This window comes from Arthrobacter sp. Soil761 (genome assembly GCF_001428325.1).
Taxonomy (GTDB): domain Bacteria; phylum Actinomycetota; class Actinomycetes; order Actinomycetales; family Micrococcaceae; genus Arthrobacter.
Map to the genome: position 1 here is coordinate 262,216 of NZ_LMSF01000030.1, position 18,989 is coordinate 281,204.

Consider the following 18,989-nt stretch of genomic DNA (forward strand, 5'->3'; position numbering starts at 1 on the left):
GGCGATCCGGCGCCCCATCGAAAACCGTTAAGGGAGCTTTGCCGGCGGTCCAGTGGACCGCCGGCACGTGGGTCCTAGAGCTCGCCGATTCCGGAAACAAGGTCGGCGCGGCCCTCTGCCAACCGGTAGGAGAGCCCGATGACCGCGGTGCGGCCGCCCTCGATTGCGTCGGAAATCACACGCGAGCTGTCCGCCAGCCGCTGCGATGTCTGCTTGACGTGCTCCACCACCATGTCGTTGACCTCAGGCTGGTCATTCCGCAGGGACGTCAGGACCGAGGGTGTGATGCGCTCCACGAGGTCGCGGATGAACCCCGCAGGCATGTCGCCGGTCTCAACGGCATCCTTGGTGGCCGTCACGGCACCGCAGCTGTCGTGCCCAAGCACCACGATCAGCGGTACACCCAGCACGCCGACGCTGTACTCCAGGGAGCCCAGGACGGCGTCGTCGATCACTTGGCCGGCGGTGCGGACCACGAAAACGTCGCCGAGGCCGACGTCGAAAATGATCTCTGCGGCGAGCCGTGAATCGGAGCAGCCGAAGATCACCGCGAAGGGGTTTTGTGTCTCCACCAACGATGAGCGGTGGGAGGCATTCTGGTTCGGATGGGAGGACTGGCCTTGTACGAAACGTTCGTTGCCTTCGCGCAGGCGGCGCCAGGCCAGTGCAGGAGTCAGGTTAGTCGTCACGGCCCCACCTTACGGCGTAGGCGCACCCGACGGTGAAACTGTGACGGCGGGGCTGCCTTCAAGGGAGTTGACGACGGCGGCGGCGAGCGTTGCGAATTCGTCCAGTTGCGCGGCGCCGGAGAGGACGATGGTACTGCCCCTGTAGTTGAGCACCATCGACTTTTCACCCTTGCCGGTGTCGCGCAGTTCCCACTCCTTGCCGCCGGCGTTCCGCGAGCCGGTGACGGGGGCGTTTTTGGTCTGCTGGAGGAGCCAGGTGGGGTTGGCGCTCCTGGTCTGCACCAAACTGATGAAGGACGTCTTGGGGGTCACATAGCCAACCTCCCAGGTGGGCACGCCGCTGCCCGTGCCGGCTTCCCACCGGGCGTAGTTGGGGCGGAAGGCATTGCCGGTATCAGGGGCAATGGGTGTGAATCCCGCCACATCCGCCGCGTTGCGTGCCACCGAGGCAACATCGATGTCCGGCCGGTAGCCATCGCCCTTGGGCTGGGGATTCATGAGGACAACGGGCAGGAACGCCGCGATGCTGAGCACCAGGGCAATGATCATGCCGATCACGGAGGCGTTGGCGCGCTTGGCGGCCGCCGCCGGAATGACGGGCTTAACCGGGGTGTCCGCACTGCTGCCGGCGGGGCCGGAACGGCCCTCGGGCTGTGCCTGGCCGGAGCTGGGACTGGTGGCTTCCTGCATGTCATTCACCCCTCTATAGTCGCCCATCCCGGAGCCGGACTTCCATTCGGCCATGTCCCGGGGCGCGAGGGGGGCTGCGGTGCACATTGCGCGGTTGCGTCATGGGCCGCCCTCGGCGCGGTGCCGCGACTATGATCGATAGCAGAGGAATCACCGTCCTGCTGCACCGGCGGGCGGGTTCAATGATCGCCACTCGAAGAAGAGGTTCACGTGTCACCAGCGTCCATGACCCAGAAGTACTCCACGATTTCATCGTCCCTTGCGGTGGGCCACGACGAGCCGGACCGCAACCTCGCCCTTGAGCTTGTCCGCGTCACCGAGGCCGCGGCCATTGCCGGCGGCCACTGGGTGGGTTTCGGCGATAAGAACACCGCCGACGGCGCAGCCGTCGACGCCATGCGTTCCTTCCTGCAGACCGTCCACTTCAACGGTGTTGTGGTGATCGGCGAGGGCGAAAAAGACGAAGCCCCCATGCTGTTCAACGGTGAACGCGTCGGCGACGGCACCGGCCCCGAATGCGACGTGGCCGTTGATCCCATCGACGGAACGCGGCTGACTGCACTGGGCATCAACAACGCCCTGGCCGTCCTGGCCGTAGCCGAGCGTGGCTCCATGTTCGATCCCTCTGCCGTGTTCTACATGGAAAAGCTCGTCACCGGTCCCGAGGCCGCGGACATGGTGGACCTGCGCCTGCCGGTCAAGCAGAACCTGCACCTGATCGCCAAGGCCAAGGGCGTGAAGGTTAACCAGCTCAACGTGATGATCCTTGACCGCGACCGCCACAAGCCGCTGGTGGAGGAAATCCGCGAGGCCGGTGCACGCACCAAGTTCATCATGGACGGCGACGTCGCCGGCGCCATTGCCGCGGCCCGCTCCGGCACCGGCGTGGATGCGCTGATGGGCATCGGCGGCACCCCGGAAGGCATCGTGGCTGCCTGCGCCATCAAGTCCCTGGGCGGCGTCATCCAGGGCCGGCTGTGGCCCACCAGCGACGAGGAAAAGCAGAAGGCAATCGACGCCGGCCACGACCTCGACCGCGTGCTTTCCACCAACGACCTGGTCTCCAGCGACAACTGCTACTTCGCCGCCACCGGCATTACCGACGGTGACCTTCTGAAGGGCGTCCGCTACTCCAAGGACAAGGTCCTCACCCAGTCCATCGTCATGCGTTCCAAGTCCGGCACCATCCGTTTCGTCGATGGCGAGCACCGCGCCGACAAGTGGGAAGGCTACGCCCGCAAGAGCTGATCCGCAGCCACTGCAGGATGTCAGGGCCCCGGGGCGCCGCGTGCGCACCGGGGCTTTGCCGTTAATGCCTTGGTATAGGGTTTAAGCCATGATTCCTGCTGTTGTGCCCTGTACTGACCGCGCCCTTTGGGACGAATACGTCGACCGGTTCCAGGGGCATCCGCAACAGCTGTGGGGCTGGGGCGAGACCAAGGCAACGCACGGCTGGTCCGTGGACAGGGTCCTGGTCAAGGCCGGCGAGGAAATCATTGGCTGCGCCCAGTTGCTGGTCCGCAGGCTTCCCGTCCCCTTCCGGGCGCTGGTCTACATTCCGCGCGGCCCCATGTGCTCCGTGGAGAACGCCCAGGTGGTCCTGAACCGGCTGGCCGAGCACGCTGCCCTCCGCCACCGCGGCGTGGCCCTCAGCATCGAACCCGACTGGGACCGCGACTCAGGTTTTGCCGGCGCCGTCGCGGCCGCCGGCTTCCGCGAGTCCGCCAACACCGTGCTCATCCCGCGCACGCTCATCCTGGACCTCACCCGTTCCGACGACGAACTGATGGCGGAGATGTCCAAGTCCACACGTGCGAACATCCGCAAGGCCATGCGAAGCGACGTGGAATTCCGCAAGGTCAAGAACGACTCCGAGCTGGAACAGGTGCTGGCCATTTACCACGACACTGCGGCACGGGCGGGCTTCGGGATCCACGAAGACCAGTACTACCGCGACATCTTCCGCAACCTCGGCGACGCCTCACCGATCATCGCCGCGTTCGCCGGCGAGCAGATGCTTGCCTTCACGTGGTTGTCCCGCAGCGGTGCCACCGCGTTCGAGCTCTACGGCGGGGTCTCTGCCGAGGGGCAGAAGCAGCGCGTGAACTACGGCGTGAAGTGGGCGGCCCTGCAGTCCATGCGCGAGGACGGCTGCAGCCGGTACGACTTCAACGGCCTGCTCAACGACGGCATTTCCGACTTCAAGAAGCAGTTCGCCAAACACGAAAACATGCTGCTGGGCACCTGGGACAGGCCGCTGTCGCCGTTCTACCCCGCATACGCCACAGCCATGCCGCTGGCCCGCAAGGGCCTCCAGCAGGGGCGCCGGCTGGTGAAGACCGCAGCTGGCCGTGTCGTGCCCCTGGTCCGGAAGCTGCGGCCGGCTAGCTGACCGCACTATGACAGGAGGGCGACGGCGGCACCCGGGTGGGTGCCGCCGTCGCCCTTTGTTGTTGCCGGCGCGGCCCTGCTAAAGACCGGTGGTCACCGCGAATGCCAGCGCCGTGCCGTCGCTGCCTGCCGCCCGGTGGACGTTGACCGGAGCTTCCGCAGCGGCGATGAATGCGCTGCCGCCGCGCGACAGCTGCAGGTCCCCCTTGGGGGAGTCGAGGTACACGTCACCTGCCACCACGATGATCACGGCCGGTCCGGCCTGGGCCAGTGGAACGGGACCGGCGTCAGGGCCCAGTTCGATGCGCTGCAGCTGGAATTCCCGGAACGGCGGGCGGAAGATGTCCTGGTCCAGCACCGTCTTTTCGGCGTCCAGCATCGGCACGGCCACGGGATGGAAGTCGATGGTGCGCAGGAGTTCGGGCACATCCACGTGCTTGGGCGTCAGGCCGCCGCGCAGGACGTTGTCCGAGGAAGCCATGACCTCCACGCCCAGCCCGTGCAGGTACGCGTGCACGTTCCCGGCAGGAAGGTAGACCGCCTGGCCCGGCTTCAGTGAGATCCTGTTCAGCAGCAGCGAAATCAGGACGCCGGGATCGCCGGGGTACTTTTCGTTGAGGCTGATGGCGGTACCCAGCTCTGCCTGGTATGGCTCAAGCGGAGCCCCGGACACCAGGGCTGCCACCACCAGGGCCGTTTCCTCTGCCACGTCCGTGCCGCCCGTGATCAGCCGTTCGAAGGCTCGGCGGAGCGCCGCACCCTCATCCGGACCGTCGAGGTCGCCAAGAAGGGCCCGGAGCAGCTCCGGCGCCTGTCCGCCGCCATGGAAGGCAGCCGCAACGTGCTGCAAAATCTTCCGGGTCTCCGCAGCCGGCCGGAACCCGCACAGCGCCTCGAAAGGTGTGAGTGCCAGGATCATCTCCGGCTTGTGGTTGTCATCCTTGTAGTTCCGGTGGGCGGCATGGGGATCGATCCCGGCCTCATTTTCGCGCGCAAACCCCTCCCGCGCCTGTTCCAGGCTCGGGTGGACCTGGAGCGAGAGGGGCTGGGCTGCCGCGAGGATCTTGGCCAGGAACGGCAGCCGGGGGCCGAACGCGGAGACGGATTCAGCGCCCAGGAAATGCTCAGGGTCAGAGGAGATGAGGGCATCGAGCGGGCTCCGGGACCCGTCCTCGGGCAGGTGGGCCACCGAGGGAGAGTCAGGGTGTGCCCCGATCCACAGCTCGGCCTCCGGGCGCCCTGACTCGGGACGGCCCAGCAGCGAGGCGATGGCCGTCGTCGAACCCCAGGCGTAGTCCCGGAGGACGTTCTCAATCTCGTACAAAACCGTTCCGTTCCTTATGGGTGGGCAGATGTGTGGCCCTGATGGCTGGGCACTGGGTGTTTGGCCCGATGGGGCTGAAGGTTACAGCGGGGCGCACTGTCCGTTGGTCGCCACGAGTTGGCGGATGGCCTCTTCGTCGCCCGCGAGCTTGAGCTGGGTCAGCATCTCCTCGGTGATCGGCTCCCCGTCGGGCGTCGTGGTCACGGGGGTGAAGTCCGACGGCGAGGGCTGCTGGGCGGCATTGCCCGCGGCGGGCAGACTGGCGGGGACGGCCCCGCCAGCCTGGACGTGGCCGGCGCCGGCCTGGGGAACCGTGATCCCGTCGTCGGGAATTCCGGCCGACTGGGCACCCTTGGCGGATGCTGATGCCAGCAGCTGGTCCACGCGCTCATGGATCTGGTCGAAGTCAGGGTTGGTGGAGAACGAGGGGTCGAAGTCGGGCGGTCCGATGGTGAGCCGCTTGACGTCCTTGCCCTTCGCCTTGATGGCGAGGTCCAGGAAACTGCCCAGCTGGGCGGAGGAGATGTTGGACTCCACCACCTTTGTTCCGGCCCGGGCGATGTCCTCGAACTTGGACAGCAGGGTGGCCGGATCCAGCTGCTTCAACATGGCCTGCTGTACGCACTGCTGGCGCTGGATGCGGGAATAGTCGTCCACGTACTCGCGGGAGCGCCCGTACCAGAGTGCCTGGGCGCCGTTGAGCGTCTGGTCTCCGGCGGGGATCCATCCCAGCGGCATGCCGTGGGTCTTGGTGGCCTCGTCGAAATAGCCGCTCATGGGAACCCAGCCCCCGGCTTTGATCCGGATACCCCCCATGGCGTCGATGAGCGTCGAGAAGCCCTCCATGTCAACCAGGACGTAGGCCTGGATCTGCATGCCCAGGGTGCCGGAAACGGCCTCCATGGTCGCCTGGGCGCCGGGGTCTGCCACGCCGGGGTAGAGGTCGGCGTGTTCGTTGGTGACCTCGGTATTGATGGCGTTGATCAGGCATTCGTCACCGCAGTTGTACCCGTCAGGGTAGAGGGCGCGCATGGGGGAGCCGGCGCTGAACTGTGCATTCTGGAAATTCCGGGGGACCGAAATGATGGCGGTCTGCCCCGTCTGGGCGTCCACGCTCAGGATGGAGAGGCTGTCCGGCCGGCGTCCGGTGCGGTCGTCGCCGGCGTCGCCGCCCATCATGAGGAAGTTGTAGCGTCCGTCCACGGGCTCCATGGCCGGGCCGGAGGAAAAGATGTTGCCGATCGCGTTGCGGCCCACGTTCAGCAGGTAGGCGGCGTAGCCCAGGGAGCCGCTTCCCACCACCAGCGCGAGCACCAGGGCGATGCCGACGGCGGGACGCGCCCGCGGAGCCAGCAGGACAGGCCGGATGAGCCGGAGGGTGTTCAGGAAGAGGAAAGCCCAGCCGAGCGCCAGCGCCGCCAGCAGGACCACCAGCACCATCGACGTGATCGGGTTGGTGAGGATATTGATGACCAGGCTCCGGTTGAGCAGCAGCATGGCCACTGTCAGTACCAGGAGCGCCCACACGCAGAGCGTTACGCGCAGGGCAGTCCGCCCCAGCTTCCGGTCCCCGGCGACGAGTTGCGCGCTGCCCGGTACCAGGAGCGTCAACAGGACCAGCACGAACGCACGCTTGGTACGGACCGCGGGGGAAGCACTGACCGGATAGCGTACCGGGTCCGTCATGGAGGCGCCGGAGCCGGTGTTGAGCACGCTGCTGCTGCTGGCCATGCCCGCCGCCCTAACGGCTGCCCCGGAGAGCGCTTGAGCCGCCGGGGAAGACTTCGCTGACTTTTTGCCGCAGGCTGGCCCCCTTGCGGGAGGCGACGGCGTTGAGGTCGGCGGCAAAATCCAGGAGGTCCGCCCGCAATGAAGAGGCAAGCTCATCTGTGCCGGAGGCCAGCATCCGTACGGCCAGGAGCCCGGCGTTCCGCGCCCCTGCGATGGATACCGTGGCAACCGGCACGCCGGCCGGCATCTGGACGATGGACAGCAGGGAGTCCATTCCGTCAAGGGTCTTCAGGGGAACGGGAACGCCGATCACGGGCAGCGGCGTGACGCTGGCGAGCATGCCCGGCAGGTGGGCGGCGCCGCCTGCGCCGGCAATGATGACCCGCAGGCCGCGTTCGTGGGCGGTCTGGCCGTACCGGATCATCTCGGTGGGCATCCGGTGGGCCGATACGACGTCCGCTTCAAAGGGGATGCCGAACTCGGCCAGGGCGTCGGCCGCAGCCTCCATGACGGGCCAGTCCGAGTCGGAGCCCATGACCAGCCCCACCAGGGGACCGGCGCCGGAACCGGCGGCTGTGGTTGCTTCGGCGCTCATGCATTCTCCTCGAATATTGCGGAAGGTTCTTCGGTGCCAACCCGTCCATCACGGATGATGCCTGCCACGGCCGTGGCCCGCCGGCGCACCGCGTCGACTTCCGCGGTTGACGATCCCAGCAGGTTGACGTGGCCGATCTTACGTCCGGGCCGCACTGATTTGCCGTAGCAGTGGATTTTGGCGGCCGGCTCGGCGGCGAGAGCCATGGGGTAGGCGGAGTACAGGTCCTGGTTGTCCCCGCCCAGGAAGTTCTTCATGACCGCGACGGGCGCCAGCGCATCGGTGGCGCCCAGGGGCAGGTTCAGGACGGCGCGAAGATGTTGTTCGAACTGGCTGGTAATTGAACCGTCCTGGGTCCAGTGGCCGGTGTTGTGCGGACGCATTGCCAGTTCGTTGATAAGGAATCCGGCACCGCTGCCCGGTGTTTCGAAGAGTTCCACGGCAAGGACGCCGGTCACATCCAACTCGGCGGCGATGCGCAGGGCGGCGTCCTCCGCGGCGGCAGCAACCTCCAGCGGAATGTCCAGCGCGGGAGCAATCACCTCGTCGCAGACACCGTCCACCTGGATGGTGTGGACCACCGGCCAGGCCCGTGCCTCGCCGTCGGGCGTGCGTGCCACGAGGGCGGAGAGCTCGCGGGTGAACTCGACTTTCGCCTCTGCCAGCAGGGGACTCATGGCGGCAAACCAGTCCCCGGCTTCAGCGGCCTCGTCTGCTGAGCCCACGATCCGGACCCCCTTGCCGTCGTAGCCGCCCCGTGGGGTCTTCAACACGACAGGCCAACCGGTTTCGTCGCCGAAGCGGACCAGCGCGTCCACGTCCGCGACCGACGCCCAGGCCGGGTTGGGCAGTTCCAGCCGGTCGATGGCGGCACGCATGACCAGTTTGTCCTGGGCATGGACCAGGGCGTCCGGTCCGGGCTGGACGTTGACTCCGGCCTCCAGGAGGGCTCGAAGGTGGTCCGTCGGCACGTGCTCGTGGTCGAACGTCATCACGTCCAGGCCCTTGGAAAATTCCAGGAGCGTCTGCAGGTCCTTGTAATCGCCCACCGGCGTGGCCGGTACGGCCGACACTGCGGAAACGTCGTCGCCCTCGGCCAGGACGCGGAGTTCAAAGCCGAGTGCGGTAGCGGCAGGGGCCATCATTCGCGCGAGCTGGCCGCCGCCAACCACGCCTATCACTGGGAAAGTCACATCTGCCAGCCTACCGAAGAGGGGCCCGATCCCGCTTTTCCCGCCCGGCGGGGGACGCAGATTTTACGCCGCTGGGCTACCCGGTCTGCTGGCCGGCAACACATGCTCAAAGCTTTGGGGGCTAAAATGGGCATTTGGCCGTGTGGCCCACAGTTCGGACGGCCATGGAGGGTCATGTTTAGCGCACTTTCAGATCGTATCCGGGGACTCGCCTCACTCTTCTGGCGCGAGGTGGCCAAATTTGGTGCGGTGGGCGGTGTGGCGTTCGTCATCGACAACGGGCTGACGTATTACCTGATGCACGGTCCCATGTCGGACAGCGAGGCGAAGGCCCGCTTTGTGGGTGCCACTGTCGCTACCGTCTTCTCATGGGTGGCGAACCGTTTCTGGACGTTCCGTCACCGCCGCCAGGCCAACATCCTCCGCGAATTTGTCATGTTCGCCATCATCAATGGCATTGGCATCGGTATCTCCACCGGATTCACGGCACTGGCCAAATACTGGATGGGCATCGACGACAAGAACCTGCTGTTCCTGGCGGGTGTGGCCGGCATCCTGGTCGCCACGGTGGTCCGCTTCTTCGCGTACCGCTTCCTGGTGTTCAACGAGGAACTGGACCAGGAGCCGGAGTTCTCCCATGACCACGAGATCATCGAAGCCCACCGGCACAGGGAGCACGCACATGCCGCTGAACGCCCGGCTCCCACCCCGGCCGACGGCGGTCCGCAGGCCTAGGCTGTGCAACCTGATTAACTGCCGTGGATCCGTTCGTCTGCGAGCAGTTTGTCGGTAAGCGCCACGTCAGGATGGGTCAGCACCACGGAGCCGCCCTGCCGCCAGGCCCCCAGCGCGTTGGCCAACGCGGATTCCAGTCCCTGGTCTGCAGCAACATGCACCCTGGCTCCTTCCGAGTGCGGCAGGGCGAAACTGCTGGTCAGTTCGCTGTGCAGGATGGTTCGCCCATCGTGAGTCCGGAGCGCGCAGGCTGAAGGATCCGGGTCGGCGTGCGGCATGAACACATCCCCGTGGGACCGCACCTCCGCGGCGTAGTCAAGGCAGCCGGCGGGAAGCTCCCCGGTCCAGCGCATGGCCAGGGCGGGCAGCGCAACTGCAATAACGGCGTCGTCCTGTTCCCCGGCGCCGGCGGGATCGTCCGTGGCCAGGAAATCTGCCGGGCCGCCGTCGAGCACGGTTTCCAGTCCAAGCTGCCACCCGGCCAGGGCCCAGACCAAAGCCTTCCAATGGGCCGGCAGCGCGAGCCGCAGGCGCATGCCCGGCTCCGCATCCAGCTCGTCCTGCAACAGGTTGCTGGTCTTGGCCACCCAGTTGTCCAGGACCCGTCCCGACAGTTCCACCCGTTCCGAGTCGGGCCCGTACCAGGTCAGGCGGGGTGCCGTGGAATTTCCGGAGCGAAGGGTGCCCATCAGGTCTATGGCGGGGATTGTCGTCATGGCTTCATCCTGCCACCTTCCCGGGTCTCCCGGCGGTGCCCATTTCCTGGCGGCAGTTTCCTGCCGGCTCCCAGGGTGATAATAATCACACACACTGCTAAGCGTGCTTGCTATTTCGGCGGGGACCGGGTATTTTCCCCGCGGATCCGGAGAATTTGCGGTCTGTTTGGCCCTTGTCGGCACCCCGCGGCATCCGCCACGCCCGGGTGAATGGAAATCCCGGGCGTGGCGTGCGCAAACTTCCCAGGTTGGACTGTCTATTATCCCGGCAACGGCTTGACTCGCCCTAGTTACACACGTGTAATTAGGTAACTAAAGCAATTGCGTAAATACCGGCACACAACCGAGTGTCCACGTATCCAGGCAGTGGCTGAAACATCAGGAGGGTCGCCGTGGGGCAAGCAGAGCGTATCCAGGAAGATGCCGTCGTGGCCGGTCAGGCAACGGCAAAATACCGTGCGCGGGGGGTGCCGAGTGATTGGTATGTTGACCCCGCCGATCCTGATGCCGCAGAGCGGTACAACAGGAATTCCGGCAGCATCCTCGAGGACCAGGCCACCGCGTTCCTTGCGGCACACGAGGCCCTCCTTGACGGCGGCGCCGAGCCGGAAGACGACCTGGATCCGCCCATGGAGCTGGCAGCGCCCGGTACCGCCCAGCCGGTATGGATTGGACTTCCGCTCCAGCAGGACTTCGACGACGAGGGCGAACTTGGCTGGCAGACGGACGCATTGTGCGCCCAGACGGATCCGGAAGCATTCTTCCCGGAAAAGGGCGGCTCCACCCGCGATGCCAAGAAGGTCTGTGGTGCCTGCAACGTCAGGTCCCAGTGCCTGGAGTATGCGCTGGCCAATGACGAACGGTTCGGCATCTGGGGAGGCCTTTCCGAGCGTGAGCGCCGGCGGCTAAGGAAGCGAGCAATCTAATTCTTCAGGATGTCCATGTCACTGCCGTTGTGGTCGCCCACAACGGCAGTGCCTATCTGCCCAGAACCCTTTCGGCCCTGGCGGCCCAAACCAGGCCCGTGGACCGCGCCATTGGCGTGGACACCGGATCCCGCGACGACTCGCACAGCCTCCTTCAGGAAGCCTTGGGGGAGGCCGCCACTGTCAGCCACCCCCGGGGCAAGGGCGGTATGGGCGCCGCCGTCTCCGCCGCGCTTGGCGCGCTGGCGCCCTTCGAGGCAACTGTCGACGGTCCGGGTACGGAGTGGGTCTGGCTGTTGCACGACGACGCCGCGCCCGCCCCTGAGGCCTTGGCTGAACTCCTGGGCGCCGTGGAGCGTGCGCCTTCAGTGACTGTTGCCGGCTGCAAACAGCTGGACTGGCATTCGCCGCGGAAGTTGATGGATGTGGGTTTGTCCACCAGCCGGTGGGCGGAGCGGCTTACCCTGATCGACGCTGACGAAATGGACCAGGGCCAGTACGACGGCCGCACTGATACCTTCGCCGTCAACTCCGCAGGCATGCTTGTCCGGCGGGACATCTGGGAACACCTGGGCGGTTTCGACCCCGCCCTGCCCGGCAGCGGCGATGACGTCGACTTCTGCTGGCGTAACCGGCTGGCAGGCCACCGCGTCGTGGTGGTCCCCGCAGCCCGTATGTTCCATGTGGCGCACCGCCCGCACGCCCTTGGAAACCCGTCCGCAGCCCGGAAGGCGCAGGTCCACCTGCGCCTGAAGCACAGCCCGCTCTGGATGGTGCCCCTCCACGGCATCGGTGCACTGCTGGGCAGCCTCTTCAAACTTGTCCTGAGCGTTGTGGTCAAGGATCCCGGCCACGGCATTTCCCAACTCCTTGCCACTTGCGCTGCCCTTGGCCGGCCCGGGGCCGTGGCGAGGGCCCGGCGGACAGCCAAACGCACCCGGCGCATCCGCCGGTCCGTGATCCGCAAGCTCCAAACGCCCCGACGCGAGGTCTGGAGCCACCGCAGGTCGTTGATGGAGGCCCTGGGATCCGACGGGTCTGGCGCAGACCACCTCGTGCAGGACCCGCTCGCGCACCAGCCCACCGGCGATGCCGCGGACGATTTCGCCGCCCTGGCCACCAGCAAACGCGGATGGGTGGGTAACGGCGCCCTGGCTGCCGTCATTATTGCGGCGGTCGCCTCGCTCCTGGCCCTGGCGGGGCTGTTCCGCGCGGGGGCCGTAACCGGGGGCGCCCTGATTCCTGTCTCCGCCCAATTGGGCGATATCTGGCACCATGCCTCGAGCTGGTGGATCAGCCTGGGGGCGGGACTCCCGGGGCACGGCGATCCCTTTGACTACGTGCTCTGGATCATCGGCGTCCTCGGCGGAGGTGACGCCAACCCCGCCATGGCGTGGCTGCTCCTGCTCGGGGCCCCGCTGTCCGGACTCACCGCGTGGTTCGCCGCGGGCGGGGTCACAGTGCGCCGCCGGCTCAGGTTCGTGGCGGCGATTTTTTGGGCTGCTGCTCCAGCACTCCAGGTGGCACTGAACCAGGGTCGCGCCGGTGCGTTGATCGCGCACATCATGCTGCCGCTGGTGGTCCTGGGCCTGCTGCGCGCTACGGGCTCGGCGGTAGGCCACGGCCGTTTCAACCCCGCGTCAGCCCTTGACGACCGGCCGGCCGAACTGCCGCCGGCCAAGGCGGGCATCAACGGGGTGCCATCATGGACGGCCGCCGCAGCTGCCGGCCTTGCGCTGGCGGTCACAACGGCGTCGGCGCCCTCTTTGCTTGTCCCTGCGGCCGCGGTCATCGTGCTCTGCGGGGTCCTGCTGGGACGGCGCGGGCGGACAGTGTGGTGGGCGCTGTTGCCCAGTGCAGCCTTGTTTGTCCCCTTCGCGTTGTCGACGCTTGACCGGCCGAGGGCACTCCTGGCCGACCCCGGACTCCCGCTGGGATTCGACGCCGCCCCACTCTGGCAGCAGATCCTGGGCCAGCCCCTGTCATTCGACCCTGCTGGCGGCATACAGGGGCTGGCGGCCTTCGCGGGCGGACCGATGCCGTGGGCCCTGCTGCTGGCACTGCTGGTCGCCGTGCCCGTGCTGGTCCTTGCCGTGGTGGGTCTCCTGGGCCCCGGGCGGCGTGCCGGGACTGCCAGATGGTTCTGGGTTGCCGCGGTGATCTTCCTTGCCGGTGGATGGCTGGCCAGCCACGTTGCCACGGGCCTGAACGAGGACGTCCTAGTAACGCCCTTCACCGGACCGGCAGTGTCTGCCGCGTCCTTTGCCCTCCTCGCGGCAGCCCTCCTCGGAGCCGAGAAGTTGCTGTCCGCTGCGGCACGGGCTTCCGGTACCGGGGCCAAGACCCGGACTGCGGCACGCGCCGGCCTGGCACTGGGCCTGGTGGTACTGCTGGCAGGACCGTTGGCCGGAATGGCCGCCTGGTCCGCGCAAAACCTGCTGCGCCCGGCCGGAGCAACGGCCGCGCCTTCAGTGGCCACGCTGGGAGATGCCACCAGCCCAGCCCCTTCCGGGGCCGGGGGAGCCCTGGGCGCGCCGCGGCTGGTGGAAGCCACTGCCGGACGGTCCCTTCCCGCCACCGCCATTGACAGGGGGATCGGACCCGAGCAGACACGAACCCTCCTGCTCCGTACCGGCGACGACGGTACCTTCAACGCATCCCTCATGCGAGGGAGCGGCACCACCCTGGACAGCTTGTCTGCCATCGCCTCCGCACGGAACATCATTGGCGCTCCCGGCGCGGAAGAGGTACGTGGCGACGACGACGTCACCGCTGCGCTTCGACGCGTTGCAGCCACCCTGGTTGCCGGGCAGGGCGTGGACCCGCGGACGGACCTGGAACAACTCGGTGTCGGATTCGTGGTGCTCCGCTCCGCGGACACCGCAGCCCAGCTGACCGCCAGCCGGATGGATGCAGTTCCCGGCCTGGTGGCCGTGGGACAGACCGACGTTGGCTGGCTGTGGCGCATCAGCCCGCTGAACCAGCCGGTCATCCAGGCCGCCGATGTTGCCCACCGTGTCCGCATTGTCGATCCCCGCGGCGCGGTCACGGCGCTGGTGGCATCCGGAACTGATGAGGTCGACGCCGCAGTCCCGCCAGGTGCCGAAGGCCGTTTGGTGGTGCTTGCCGAACGCGCTGATCCCGGGTGGACTGCCTGGCTCGATGGGCGGAAGCTGACCTCCACCACCTCAGGCTGGTCCCAGGCGTTTACCCTTCCGGCATCGGGAGGCCGGCTTACCGTCCGGTACGAAAACCCGTGGTCCTTCTGGACTGCCGCCGCCCAGATCACGGTGATCGGACTGACAGTCATCCTTGCCATCCCCATGCCGGCCCGACGGCCGCGGACCGGCCTCTCCCGTGACGAGGGCTCCTTGCGTAAGGAACACCAACATGCATGACCACACCCCACCGGCCACGGCGCAGTCCGATGCCGGAACGCAGCCCGCAACCAAGCAGCCGGCCCCGGAGCGGACCGGGACCGGGACAGACAGGAAGGCATCCGGCCGCGGCGCTACCCGGCTGCCCGGCGCCAAGGGCCGCGCAGCATCCGCGGCCGGAGTGGCGGCAGGCGTCCTCATCCTTGCCGGCACCGGTGCCGTGGTGGCCGCGGGGTCATTGACGCCGCATCCGGAAACCAGCCGGACTGTGCCGGCCGCGGAAGCCGCTGTTCCCGCAGGAGCCAGCGTCGGAGTCTGCCCCGGGCCTGCGCGGCTGCTGGAAGGCACCGACGCGGGCACTGACGCCCAGTTCCGGCCCGAGTCAGCCACGGCCGCAACCAGGGTCAGCGCCGCTGTGCTTGGCGCGGGCGGCGTGCTGCCGGGGAGCCGGCTGTCAGGACTGGACGGAACGGCCGCCGTCGAAATCGCCAAGGACCCCGGCGCGGCGCCCACTGCCGGCACCCCCCAGGAGCTCCTTGCCGGAGTAGTTGCCGACCGCGCGGTGGACCAGGTCAATGTCCTCAGTGCCAACGCCCTGGCAAACCAGAACGCATCGGCTGCGGGTGCCATGAAGTACACCGCCAGCGACGGCGACCTCCAGGGCAGTGCCGCGGCGACGTGCGCGCAACCCTCCAACGACCAGTGGCTTGCAGGTGCCGCCACCACGCTTGGCCGCACCTCCGTGCTGGCGCTGACCAATGCCTCCAGCACTCCTGCCACCGTGAGCCTGGAGCTGTTCGGGGCGGGCGGTCAGATCCAGGCTCCGGGCAGCCGCGGACTGCTGGTTGCCCCCGGCACCACGCGCAGCGTAGTCCTCGCAGGGCTGGCGCCCAACGAGTCCCAGCTCAGCGTGCATGTCCGCAGCGCCGGTGGCCCGGTTGCCGCGTCAATCCAGCAAAGTGTCCTGCGCGGCCTTACCCCGGGCGGCGTGGATTTCATTAGCCCGGGGGCTGCGCCCGCAGTCCGCCAGGTAATGACGGGGGTGGACATCCAGGATCCGGCCGGTGTCGCTGCACTGACCGGGCAGCCGGGGTACCGGGACGCGGGCCCCGCCCTGGAGCTGACCGTTCCCGGCGCCTCCGACGCCGTGGTGGAGATCAAGCTGTACGGTCGGGACGGCCAGCATGCGCTTCCCTCCGGCGGTGTTATCACCGCGAAAGCCGGGTCAACCACGGAAGTATCCCTGGCCGGGGTTCCTGCCGGCCAGTACACCGTCGCGGCCTCATCCGACGTGTCCTTCGTTGCGGCAGCACGCATGGGCCGCGGCCTCCAGGCGGGTCAGCCCCTGGACGTGGCATGGGCGGCGTCCGCCGTGCGGCTCGGCAGCCAGCACGTGGTTCCCGTTCCCAAGGGAGGACTTCGCCAGCTGGTTTTCGGCGCCCTGGACGCCCGGGCCACCATCACTTACGCACCCATCACGGCTGATGGAAAGGTGCGGCCGGCGGCCACCGCGGACATCGCCGGGGGGACAACCGCCTCCATCAGCATTCCGGCACAGGCCGACGGGGCCGACGTCGTGGGCTATGTCGTGTCCGCGTCAGGCGGCGCAGCCTATGGAGCGGTGCTCGTGGGACAGGACGGCCGGAACGATGTTTCCTCCCTGGCTTTCCTGGCTGCTGCGGCCGGGCGGGAAACAGTCCCGGTCACGCTGGGCTACTAAAGGTTCCCGGCTGCCGTTATCAATAGCGGCGGCGGTACACGGGATCCAAGGTTTCCGGAGCCACGCCGAGCATCTCGGCCGTGTGTTCCACCACCACATCGTGGACCAGGTCCTGGAGCTCTTCCACGCTGGAGCAGGCCTGCTCCACAACCCGCCGGTACACCGTAATCATGGGCCCGTCATCACCGGAAGCGGGTGTGTAGGAACCCATCGGCGGCGTGGTGGCATGGGCGGCCAGCTGCTCAAGGTCCGGCGGGATCTCGTCCACACCAAAGCGCACGCCGTCCAGTGTTTTGCCCCAAATATCGTGCAGCCGCTGGGCTGAATCCAGCACCATGTCGTCAAAGCGGTCGGCACGCGTCCGGTATCCGGGGTGCGTGGGCAGCATCACCTCACCGCGAAGGCCACGCCCGTGGCGGTTCCGGCGCCGCCTGAAGAAGCTCCTGCCGGCAGTCTCCACGCCCGTTGCCGTGCTGGCATCCGGGTCAGCCAACCGGACCGAAAAGCCTGATTCATGGTTCGATGACTGCATACATCGACTCTAAACCCGGGGGAGGATTTACGCGATACATCCCTGTGGCTGCGGAGACGCGTCGGCCCGTGCGCCAATGCGCGGTTTTTGCGCAGCCAAGGGGTAGTCTGTGATGTCGTGGGAGCTATCCGTCAGTGTTCAAGGTCAGCCTGCCGCCAGTCGGCGGTAGCCACCCTGACGTACGTGTATGCAGACTCCACCGCAGTCCTGGGTCCGCTGGCCACGTATGCGGAGCCGCACTGCTACGACCTCTGCGAGCAACACGCTGACTCGTTGACCGTTCCCCGCGGCTGGGAAGTGCTGCGCCTGGCCATGCCGTCGACCCCCCAGCAGCCAGGGCCGGATGACCTTTTGGCGCTCGCCAACGCCGTACGGGACGCCGCTGCCCTCCCCCCGGAAGCCCAGCCAAGCGCCCAGCGCGGCCACCATTCCGCCCTTGAAGCTCCTGCGGGCGCCGAAGGGGTACGCCGGGGGCACCTGCGGGTCCTCCGGGAACCTTCCTGACCTCCATCTGGCGGTACGCTGGAAGCTGCACATCTTTCCGCTACCGGCGCGAGCGCGCCCGCCAGGGAGCATGAACAAATGCCTAAGATCAGTCCCGAGCTGTTGTCCGTCCTGCGTTGCCCCGTGACCGGCTCGCCGCTGGTCCAGGAGGGCGAAGAACTGGTGGCCACTGCCGCCGGGGATACGGGGATCAGGAACCGGTACGCCATCGAAGACGGGATCCCGCTGCTGCTGCCTCCGGAACTGCTGGCTGCAGCAGCATCGGCAGGTTCGGACCAGCACGATCACGCCGCGGCAGGGCTCTAGTTCACCTGTATCCGCCCGCACAGAAACAGCAGAACGGGGACTGGACCAGGACCCGGACCAAGCAAAGGACCACCCATGACTTTTGACTACAAAGTTGCCGACATCTCCCTGGCGGAAGCCGGCCGCCACCAGATCCGCCTGGCGGAGCACGAAATGCCCGGCCTGATGTCCCTCCGCGAGGAGTTCGGCCCCACCCAGCCGCTCAAGGGTGCCCGGATCGCCGGTTCCCTGCACATGACGGTGCAGACCGCGGTGCTGATCGAGACCCTTACCGCGCTGGGCGCCGAGGTCCGCTGGGCCTCCTGCAACATCTTCTCCACCCAGGACGAGGCCGCCGCGGCCGTGGTGGTGGGCAAGGGTACCGTTGAGGACCCCAAGGGAGTACCCGTGTTCGCCTGGAAGGGCGAGACCCTTGAGGAATACTGGTGGACCGCCGAGCAGATCCTCACCTGGCCCGGCGCCGACTCCAACCCCGAGCTGGGTCCGAACATGATCCTGGACGACGGCGGCGACGCCACCATGCTGGTCCACAAGGGTGTCGAGTTCGAGGCCATCGGCAACGTGCCGTCCGCCGATGCCGAGGATTCCGAGGAATACGGCATCTTCCTGGACGTGCTGCGCCGCTCGCTTGCCGCGGACCCGCAGAAGTGGACCCGGACGGCAGCCACGATCAGGGGCGTCAGCGAGGAGACCACTACCGGTGTCCACCGCCTCTACCAACTGGCTGACCAGGGCAAGCTGCTCTTCCCGGCCATCAACGTCAACGACTCCGTCACCAAGAGCAAGTTCGACAACAAGTACGGCATCCGCCATTCGCTGCCCGACGGCATCAACCGGGCCACGGATGTGCTCATGGGCGGAAAGGTCGCTGTCGTCTGCGGTTACGGCGACGTGGGCAAGGGCGCGGCCGAGGCGCTGCGCGGCCAGGGTTCACGCGTCATTGTCACCGAGATCGACCCCATCTGCGCGCTGCAGGCGGCCATGGACGGCTACCAGGTGGCCAAGCTGGAATCCGTCCTGGCCCAGGGCGACATCTTCATCACCACCACGGGCAACAAAGACGTCATCATGGCCGAGCACATGACCGGCATGAAGAACAAGGCCATTGTGGGCAACATCGGCCACTTCGACAACGAAATCGACATCGCTGGCCTGGCCCGCATCCCCGGCGTCAAAAAGGTCGAAATCAAGCCCCAGGTCCACGAATGGGTCTTTGAGGAAGGCACGGCGGCGGAGCGCTCCATTATCGTCCTGTCCGAGGGCCGCCTGCTCAACCTTGGCAACGCAACCGGCCATCCGTCTTTCGTGATGAGCAACTCGTTCGCAAACCAAACCATTGCGCAGATCGAGCTGTGGACCAAGCGGGACCAGCACGAGTATGAGAACAAGGTCTACGTGCTGCCCAAGGTCCTGGACGAAAAGGTGGCCCGGCTGCACCTGGACGCCCTGGGCGTTGAACTTACGGAACTGACTAAGGACCAGGCGGAATACCTGGACATCGACGTCGCCGGTCCGTACAAGCCCGAGCACTATCGTTACTGAGACGTAAGGGCCCGGGCG

The 18,989-nt window shown here is 67.1% G+C and carries 17 protein-coding genes; 9 read left to right on the forward strand and 8 right to left on the reverse strand.

All coding sequences use genetic code 11. From position 1 onward, the window contains the following. Window positions 1–74 precede the first annotated feature (74 nt). Complete coding sequence (locus ASG79_RS19920) at window positions 75–689, reverse strand: carbonic anhydrase (protein ID WP_018770166.1); 615 nt, start codon at window positions 687–689, stop codon at window positions 75–77. Window positions 690–698: 9 nt separating this feature from the next. Beyond that, window positions 699–1,379: a DUF4245 domain-containing protein gene (locus ASG79_RS19925; protein ID WP_377204896.1), complete on the reverse strand. Its 681-nt coding sequence runs from the start codon at window positions 1,377–1,379 to the stop codon at window positions 699–701. Window positions 1,380–1,604: 225 nt separating this feature from the next. On the opposite strand from ASG79_RS19925, the gene glpX reads away from it, so the two are divergent. Together glpX and ASG79_RS19935 are read left to right on the forward strand one after the other, a co-directional pair. Then, window positions 1,605–2,627: a class II fructose-bisphosphatase gene (gene glpX / locus ASG79_RS19930; RefSeq protein ID WP_018770164.1), complete on the forward strand. Its 1,023-nt coding sequence runs from the start codon at window positions 1,605–1,607 to the stop codon at window positions 2,625–2,627. Between the two features lie 88 nt (window positions 2,628–2,715). Continuing rightward, window positions 2,716–3,771: a lipid II:glycine glycyltransferase FemX gene (locus tag ASG79_RS19935; protein WP_056393491.1), complete on the forward strand. Its 1,056-nt coding sequence runs from the start codon at window positions 2,716–2,718 to the stop codon at window positions 3,769–3,771. 78 nt (window positions 3,772–3,849) lie between these two features. On the opposite strand, the gene manA is transcribed toward ASG79_RS19935, so the two are convergent. From manA to ASG79_RS19955, 4 genes are all read right to left on the reverse strand, one after another. Then, window positions 3,850–5,094 carry a mannose-6-phosphate isomerase, class I gene (manA, locus tag ASG79_RS19940; RefSeq protein ID WP_018770162.1) on the reverse strand — a complete coding sequence of 415 codons (1,245 nt, stop codon included), beginning with the start codon at window positions 5,092–5,094 and terminating at the stop codon, window positions 3,850–3,852. Window positions 5,095–5,175: 81 nt separating this feature from the next. Continuing rightward, window positions 5,176–6,825, reverse strand: coding sequence for an LCP family protein (locus ASG79_RS19945; protein WP_018770161.1), 1,650 nt, complete (start codon window positions 6,823–6,825; stop codon window positions 5,176–5,178). Between the two features lie 10 nt (window positions 6,826–6,835). Beyond that, window positions 6,836–7,420, reverse strand: coding sequence for a 5-(carboxyamino)imidazole ribonucleotide mutase (gene purE / locus ASG79_RS19950; RefSeq protein ID WP_018770160.1), 585 nt, complete (start codon window positions 7,418–7,420; stop codon window positions 6,836–6,838). Beyond that, on the reverse strand, window positions 7,417–8,613 hold the full coding sequence (locus ASG79_RS19955; protein ID WP_082581842.1) for a 5-(carboxyamino)imidazole ribonucleotide synthase: 1,197 nt from the start codon (window positions 8,611–8,613) through the stop codon (window positions 7,417–7,419). Before ASG79_RS19955 ends, purE begins: the two co-directional genes overlap by 4 nt. Window positions 8,614–8,787: 174 nt before the next feature. Between ASG79_RS19955 and ASG79_RS19960 the strand changes: the two genes are divergently transcribed. After that, window positions 8,788–9,348: a GtrA family protein gene (locus ASG79_RS19960; RefSeq protein ID WP_018770158.1), complete on the forward strand. Its 561-nt coding sequence runs from the start codon at window positions 8,788–8,790 to the stop codon at window positions 9,346–9,348. A gap of 14 nt (window positions 9,349–9,362) precedes the next feature. On the opposite strand, the gene ASG79_RS19965 is transcribed toward ASG79_RS19960, so the two are convergent. Then, entirely contained in the window at window positions 9,363–10,064 is a 702-nt protein-coding gene (locus ASG79_RS19965; protein WP_018770157.1) for a TIGR03089 family protein, read from the reverse strand. A gap of 392 nt (window positions 10,065–10,456) precedes the next feature. Between ASG79_RS19965 and ASG79_RS23220 the strand changes: the two genes are divergently transcribed. From ASG79_RS23220 to ASG79_RS19980, 3 genes are read left to right on the forward strand one after another with little or no spacing between them, the layout of a single operon-like run. Next, window positions 10,457–10,990, forward strand: a complete 534-nt coding sequence (locus tag ASG79_RS23220; RefSeq protein ID WP_018770156.1) for a WhiB family transcriptional regulator — start codon at window positions 10,457–10,459, stop codon at window positions 10,988–10,990. 29 nt (window positions 10,991–11,019) lie between these two features. Next, window positions 11,020–14,388: a glycosyltransferase family 2 protein gene (locus ASG79_RS19975; protein WP_018770155.1), complete on the forward strand. Its 3,369-nt coding sequence runs from the start codon at window positions 11,020–11,022 to the stop codon at window positions 14,386–14,388. After that, a complete protein-coding gene (locus ASG79_RS19980) occupies window positions 14,381–16,087 on the forward strand; it encodes a DUF5719 family protein (protein ID WP_056393495.1) in 1,707 nt (568 codons plus the stop codon). Before ASG79_RS19975 ends, ASG79_RS19980 begins: the two co-directional genes overlap by 8 nt. A 19-nt stretch (window positions 16,088–16,106) precedes the next feature. Here ASG79_RS19980 and ASG79_RS19985 read toward each other — a convergent pair whose 3' ends face one another. Continuing rightward, window positions 16,107–16,619, reverse strand: coding sequence for a metallopeptidase family protein (locus ASG79_RS19985; RefSeq protein ID WP_018770153.1), 513 nt, complete (start codon window positions 16,617–16,619; stop codon window positions 16,107–16,109). A 117-nt stretch (window positions 16,620–16,736) separates the two neighbouring features. Here ASG79_RS19985 and ASG79_RS19990 point away from each other — a divergent pair, with 117 nt between their 5' ends. From ASG79_RS19990 to ahcY, 3 genes are all read left to right on the forward strand, one after another. After that, window positions 16,737–17,123, forward strand: coding sequence for a DUF3499 domain-containing protein (locus tag ASG79_RS19990; RefSeq protein WP_026265913.1), 387 nt, complete (start codon window positions 16,737–16,739; stop codon window positions 17,121–17,123). Window positions 17,124–17,201: 78 nt separating this feature from the next. Next, window positions 17,202–17,429 (forward strand): Trm112 family protein, encoded by a 228-nt coding sequence (locus ASG79_RS19995; RefSeq protein ID WP_018770151.1) that lies wholly within the window; start codon window positions 17,202–17,204, stop codon window positions 17,427–17,429. Window positions 17,430–17,504: 75 nt separating this feature from the next. Beyond that, window positions 17,505–18,971 (forward strand): adenosylhomocysteinase, encoded by a 1,467-nt coding sequence (gene ahcY / locus ASG79_RS20000; protein ID WP_056393496.1) that lies wholly within the window; start codon window positions 17,505–17,507, stop codon window positions 18,969–18,971. The last annotated feature ends 18 nt before the right edge of the window (window positions 18,972–18,989 follow it).